Annotated in this window: 6 protein-coding genes and 1 rRNA gene; all 7 read right to left on the bottom strand. The window is 66.8% G+C overall.

Going from position 1 to position 6,061, the window contains the following annotated elements; genetic code table 11:
- A 16S ribosomal RNA gene (locus tag IBX22_RS36600) occupies nucleotides 1-90 on the bottom strand; the annotation flags it as partial.
- A gap of 514 nt (nucleotides 91-604) precedes the next feature.
- Nucleotides 605-1,888: a tyrosine--tRNA ligase gene (tyrS, locus tag IBX22_RS36595; RefSeq protein WP_194820433.1), complete on the bottom strand. Its 1,284-nt coding sequence runs from the start codon at nucleotides 1,886-1,888 to the stop codon at nucleotides 605-607.
- Between the two features lie 124 nt (nucleotides 1,889-2,012).
- The gene (locus tag IBX22_RS36590; protein WP_194820411.1) at nucleotides 2,013-2,429 is read right to left on the bottom strand and encodes a DoxX family protein; all 417 of its coding nucleotides are present in this window, start codon (nucleotides 2,427-2,429) and stop codon (nucleotides 2,013-2,015) included.
- A gap of 307 nt (nucleotides 2,430-2,736) precedes the next feature.
- Entirely contained in the window at nucleotides 2,737-3,171 is a 435-nt protein-coding gene (locus IBX22_RS36585) for a DoxX family protein (protein ID WP_194820410.1), read from the bottom strand.
- Nucleotides 3,172-3,280: 109 nt separating this feature from the next.
- Nucleotides 3,281-3,895 (bottom strand): DNA-3-methyladenine glycosylase, encoded by a 615-nt coding sequence (locus tag IBX22_RS36580; RefSeq protein ID WP_194820409.1) that lies wholly within the window; start codon nucleotides 3,893-3,895, stop codon nucleotides 3,281-3,283.
- 23 nt (nucleotides 3,896-3,918) lie between these two features.
- Entirely contained in the window at nucleotides 3,919-5,067 is a 1,149-nt protein-coding gene (locus IBX22_RS36575; protein WP_194820408.1) for a low temperature requirement protein A, read from the bottom strand.
- A 55-nt stretch (nucleotides 5,068-5,122) separates the two neighbouring features.
- Nucleotides 5,123-6,013: an RNA polymerase sigma-70 factor gene (locus IBX22_RS36570; protein WP_194820407.1), complete on the bottom strand. Its 891-nt coding sequence runs from the start codon at nucleotides 6,011-6,013 to the stop codon at nucleotides 5,123-5,125.
- Nucleotides 6,014-6,061 lie beyond the last annotated feature (48 nt).

The raw sequence follows: 6,061 nt of genomic DNA, 5'->3' as shown, positions 1-6,061 counted from the left end.
CGTGTACCCCGAAAGGCCTTACCGCTCGACTTGCATGTGTTAAGCACGCCGCTAGCGTTCGTCCTGAGCCAGAATCAAACTCTCCGTTGAAGACTCTCAACCAACCCCCGAAAGGGCTAATCAGAAGAATAACTAGAGTCCGAAAACCTAGCAAAGCCAAACACCAGCAAAAGATTGCTGATATTTTCAATGTCCAACCATTCCAACCGGGGGGTATGAAATGGCTGGCACCAATAATAATATTGGCACTGACATTCATCGACACACTATTGAGTTCTCAAAGAACACACGCACACACTTCAGGACCGGTCTTAACCGGGACTTCCGTGAGGCAACTGTTCCAGCCTAAGCCTTGCACCACGCGGTGTCAAATCCCCGCTCGGACATGCTATCTGGCGTGTCAGGCGCTCCCCGTACTACCTCGTTTCCCTGGCCTCTCGGCTCCGGGTCGGTGTCCGTGTCGCTCTGACTCGACATAAGTTACGCGGCGGGGAACGCAAGGTCAAATCCGCACTACACGCATGTAATTCCGCTGGTCAGACACCCTTCGAGCCGGTCGGAAGCGGGCTTGGGCCACTATTTTGTGACCCAAGCCACGACAAGATCAGCTTCCCGCGCGCCGCGCACCGGCCAGGTTCTTCTTGCCCCGGCGCAGCACCAGCCAGCTTCCGTGCAGGTAGTCGGCCTCGGCGGGGGTCCATTCCAGGTCCGAGATCTTCTCGTTGTTCACGTACGCGCCGCCCTCGTTCACCGCGCGACGGGCCGCGCCGCGACTCTCGGACAGACCGCTGGCCACCAGCAGATCGACGATCGTCTCCCCCGGCTTGACCTCGGCGACCACGCCATCGACCGCTGCCTCGCGCAAAGCCGCGCCCAGTGTCGGCTCGTTCAGCTCACGCAATTCGCCGCGACCGAACAGCGCCTGGCTCGCCAGCTGCACGGACTCGGTGTTCTCCGCACCATGCACCAGCGTGGTCATCTCGGCGGCCAGCCGGCGCTGGGCCTCCCGGGCGTGCGGACGCTCCGCGGTCGCCACCTCCAGCTCGTCCAGCTCCTCCCGCGAGAGGAAGGTGAACCAGCGCAGGTACCGGACGACATCGGCGTCCGCGGTATTCACGAAGTACTGGTACCAGGCGTAGGGGCTGGTCATCTCCGGGTCCAGCCACAGGCTGCCGCCGCCGGTCGACTTGCCGAACTTCTTGCCGTCGGACGAGGTCACCAGCGGCACCGTCATCGCGTGCACGGAAGCGCCGTCGACCCGGCGGTTCAGTTCGACGCCGGCGATGATGTTGCCCCACTGGTCCGACCCGCCGACCTGCAGCGTGCAGTCGAACTTGCGGCGCAGCTGCAGGTAGTCGTTGGCCTGCAACAGCATGTAGCTGAACTCGGTGTAGGAGATGCCCTCACCGTCGAGCCGCCGCTTGATGGTGTCGCGGGCCAGCATCACGTTGATCGAGAAGTGTTTGCCGATGTCGCGCAGGAAGTCGACGGTCGACAGCGGACCTGTCCAGTCCATGTTGTTGGCGATGATCGCGCCGGTGTCGGAGTCGTCGAGGTCGACGAAACGCCCCAGCTGCGAACGGATCCGCCCGGCCCATTCGGCGACGGTGTCGGTGGAGTTCATGCTGCGCTCGCCGACATCGCGCGGATCACCGATGAGTCCGGTGGCGCCGCCCGCGAGGACGATCGGGCGGTGGCCGGCGCGCTGAAAACGCTTGAGCGCGAGCAACGGCACCAGGTGTCCGGCGTGCAGGCTGGCGGCGGTGGGATCGAAACCGGCGTAGAGGGTGAGCCGACCGGCGGCCAGCGCCGCGCGCAGGGCATCCAGGTCGGTGGACTGTGCGATCAGTCCACGCCAGGTCAGTTCATCGATGATGTCGCCGCTCAGTTTGCTCACGCCGTCCTATCTTTCCGTACGCCTGTCCTGCGCCGATGCGCAGGTCCCGGGGTGAATTGTGCGGCACGGAGTGGAGAGCGGGCCAGCGATTAACGCGCGGTCGCTTACGGACTCGTCAGCGCGAACGCATGCTGCGCAGGTCGGTGATGGTGGCGCGACGCTCGTAGGTGATCCAGGCGAAGACGGCGGCCAAGGCCAGCGGGAAGAGCGCCATCGCGACGGGCTCATCGGTCAGGAACACCACTGTGGCGGCGGCCAGCACCATGGTGATCGTGAGTCCGGCGGCGGCCAGGCCGCACAGCCGCGGAATCATCAGGCCGACGCCGCCCGCGATTTCCACGGCACCGACGAAGTAGCGGAACCACGGGCCGAAGCCGATGTCATCGAACGCCTCGACCTGGACTTCGGCGCCGAGCACCTTCGGCAGGCCGGCGCCGACGATGAAGAACAGGCCGAGCAGGATCTGCAGGACCCACAGGACACGGTTGCGGATCTTGCCGGGACGGTAGGTGGTGGCGGGGATGGCAGTCATGGCAGGTGTTCCTTCGGGTCGTGCGCGCCGGGTTGGTTGCGCGTTCACCAGATAGGACGGCGTGCCCCGGCGGAATTCATCGCACGGTATCCGGGTTCCCGCGGACCCGCTGGATGGATGACGCGGCAGCTGAACGGCTCTGACGCGGATACGACGACGGCCACCTGGTGCGGCGCCCGGGCCGGGGCGCCGCGACCAGATGGCCGATGGATCGATCACCGCCAACCCGACAGCGATCGATCCCGGAAAGCACGGCGCGGCGATCGGTGGGTGTGGCCACCGATCGCCGGCCGTGCTCAGGGCTGTGTCATCGCGAGATGGTGTTGCGCAGGTCGGTGATGGAGGCGCGGCGCTCGTAGGCGATCCAGGCGAAGATCACAGTCAGCACCAGCGGGAAGGGCGCCAGTTCGGGCTTGTCCACCACGAAGGCCTGGAATCCGGCCGCGAGGAAGGTCAGGACCGACAGGCCCGCCGCGGCGAGTGCGGCCAGCCGGGGCACCATCAGGCCGATGCCGCCCGCAACCTCGGCGACTCCGATGAAGATGAGCAGCCCGAACGGCAAACCGATGTCGGGGTTGCTCTCCATCAGGGTGTTCGGGATGACGAGCTTCGGGCCGCCGGAGGCGATGATGAAGAACAGGCCGAGCAGGATCTGCAGGGTCCACAGGACCCGGTTGCGGACCTTGCCGGGGCGGTAGGTGGCGGCTGCGGCGAAGCTGGCGGAAGCGTTGGCGGTGGTCATTTCGAGTCCTTCGTGTCGGTCGCGCCGGGTTGGTAGCGCGTTCAACAGATAGGACGGACCGCCTTCCGATAACTCATCGCTGTCCGCGAAATATTTTCGGAACCGCCGGTCAGGCCACCGGTTTGGACGCCCGCGGGCTGCGCCGGTAGACCGAGACGGCAGGCGAGGCCGGCAGCCAGAAGCGCCACGGCAGGTCGGCGGCGGTGCTGACGCCCACGCGGGGGCCGTTGGCGATGTCGGCGGCAGCGAGCGCGCCGTTCAGTTCCAGGCGGATGGGTGCGGCCGAGTCGAACAGGTCGGTGCCGTAGTCGGCCAGCGTGATACCGAGCGCGCTACCGAGATTGCCTGGGCCCCTTGCCAAGTCGGCGTCGGTGCGGGCGGTGGGGCGGCGGGCTCGGGCCTCGTCCAAGCCCGCGATCACCTCGCCGGAGCGGAGCAGGACCGCGCTCGCGACGCCGTCGGGGCCGCTGGTGACGTTCACGCACTTGTGCATGCCGTAGCTGAGGTAGACGTAGAGCACCCCCGCCGGGCCGAACATCGCCGCGTTGCGTTTGGTCCGCCCGCGACCGGAGTGCGAGGCGGGGTCGGGCCAGGGGCCCGCCGGGTCGCCGCCGTAGGCCTCCACTTCGACGATTCGCAGGCCGACCGCTCCCGACCACAGGGTTGCGCCGAGCAGTCTGCGGGCGGCGACGGGAGGTTCGACAGCTAGTTCGTCAGCGGGCACGGCTCCCCATTGTTCCGGAACGCTCAGAGATAGGAGCTGTGGTGTCCGGAGCGCAGCGTGATCACGTCGTCGATGATGACCGCGGCGTAGGCGACGGCGACGAGAGTGGCGAGCTGGGCCCACGCGACCCAGGCGACGCCGATCGGGATGGTCGCGCAGACCGCGGCCGCGCAGATCAGCCGGGTCCACGGCCGGGGCAGCCCGAGCGAAACCCGGAAAGCCCACTGGCCGACGAAATACAACGCGACGCCTGCGGACAGCGCCGCCGCGGCCGCCATGCTCGCGGGTTCGTTGCCGTGCGCGATGCTCATCTGGATGCCCGCCGCGGCCAGGGTGACGCCGATCAGCATCGGATACAGCGAATAGCCGTAGGCGAGGACCGCGGGCCGGGAGCGCTCCCGCGCCGGGATGGCCGCGAGCGCGTGCTCGCCGCGCTCGTCATCGATGCCGAAGTACGCCCACCACAGCACATAGGCCAGCGTCAGGCCGACCGCGACATTGGCGACCAACCCCACGGTGAGGTCTCGTCCGGTCAGCCCGACGCCGATGGAGACGATGGATTCGCCGATCGCGACGATGATGACCAGGCCGTGCCGTTCGGCGAAATGCTTGGGCCGGACCACGAAATCGTTGGTGTCGATCAGGTAGGGGCTCACCACCTGACACGCGAAAGCCGATGCCCAGCAAAGGTATTGCGGCCAACCGTGCAGGAATCCGCCGACCAGGACCAGGACGGCGGCGACCGCGTTGAACGGCGCGATCCGCTTGATCGCGATGGTCGCCGAAGCGCCGCCGCTGGAAGCGAACAGGGCGGTGTGGATGGTGGTCACCAGGATGAAGCCCAGACCGAAAGCGACGCCGGTGCCGTGGAACGCGTCGGGGACGGCCAGCGCGAGCACGAAGAAACCGAACATGCCGATGGTGAGCAGGGTCCGCCGGCCGCTGGTGGTCGGCGCCACCTCGTTGGTGAGCCAGGCGTAGCCGGAGTACATCCACCAGATGACACCGAACATCAGCACGATCTGCGCCACCGCGGGCCAGCCTGGATGGTGCACGAAGACGTGGGTGAGCTGCGTGATGGTGAAGACGAAGACGAGGTCGAAGAACAGTTCCAGGGTGGAGACCCGGAGCTGTCCACCGTCGGGTTCGGTACTCGTGGGCTGGCTGGTCACGGCAGAAGCGTAGAACGCGGAACGCGATTCGACGGGACGACAAGGCGGTGCAGCTTCAGCCGACGGTGCCCGGGTCCAGGTAGAGGCCTTTCAACTTATGCGGGTTCACCTGGAAACGCAGGTTCTGGATGCGGCCGTCGACGAGGTCGTAGGTGAAGGCCGCCACGGGGTTGCCGCCGATGCTGGCCAGGGCGCCGAGTTCACCGTTGATGTGGGCGGGGGTGAGCTCGACGCCGGCGACTGTCGGCTTGGCAAGGACACCGAGGATCCAGCGGGCGACATGGTCGGGGCCGTGCAGCGGGCGCCGGGCCGCGGTCACCACACCGCCGCCGTCGGACCACGAGGTGACATCCGGGGCGAGCAGGTCCATCAAGGCGTTGAGGTCCCCACCGGCGCAGGCGGACATGAATTGTTCGGTGACGTGGGCGCGTTCGCCGGTGTCGGTGTCGAAGCGGGGGCGGCGGGACTGCACGTGGGCGCGGGCGCGGTGCGCGATCTGACGGACGGTGGCTTCGGGTTTGTCGAGGGTGTCGGCGATTTCGGCGTGCGTGTAACCGAATACCTCCCGGAGCACGAAAACGGCGCGCTCGACCGGGCTCAGGGTTTCCAGCACTACCAGCATGGCGGTGGAGACGGTGTCGGCCAATTCGGTTTCCTCCGCGATATTCGGGGTGGTCAGCAGGGGCTCGGGCAGCCAAGGGCCGACGTAGGTTTCCCGGGTGGCCCGGGCGGAGGTGAGCCGGTTCAGCGACAGGTTGGTGACCGTGCGGACCAGGTAGGACTTGGGGTGCTGCACGGTCGACTGGTCGGTGGCGTGCCATTTGAGCCAGGTGTCCTGCAGGACATCCTCGGCATCGGTGACGGTGCCCAGCATCCGGTAGGCGGTCGCGAACAGCAGGCGACGGTGCTCGATGAACGGGTCTGCCGTGGGCGCTTGGTCGATCATCAGCCCATGCTCCTCACTCTGATTCGCGTTGGCAATCATCGGATAGCC

Source organism: Nocardia sp. XZ_19_385, assembly GCF_015355755.1.
Classification (GTDB): Bacteria; Actinomycetota; Actinomycetes; order Mycobacteriales; family Mycobacteriaceae; genus Nocardia.
The sequence above is the reverse complement of the archived record's forward strand: the minus strand, read 5'-3'. Positions and strand labels throughout refer to the sequence as shown.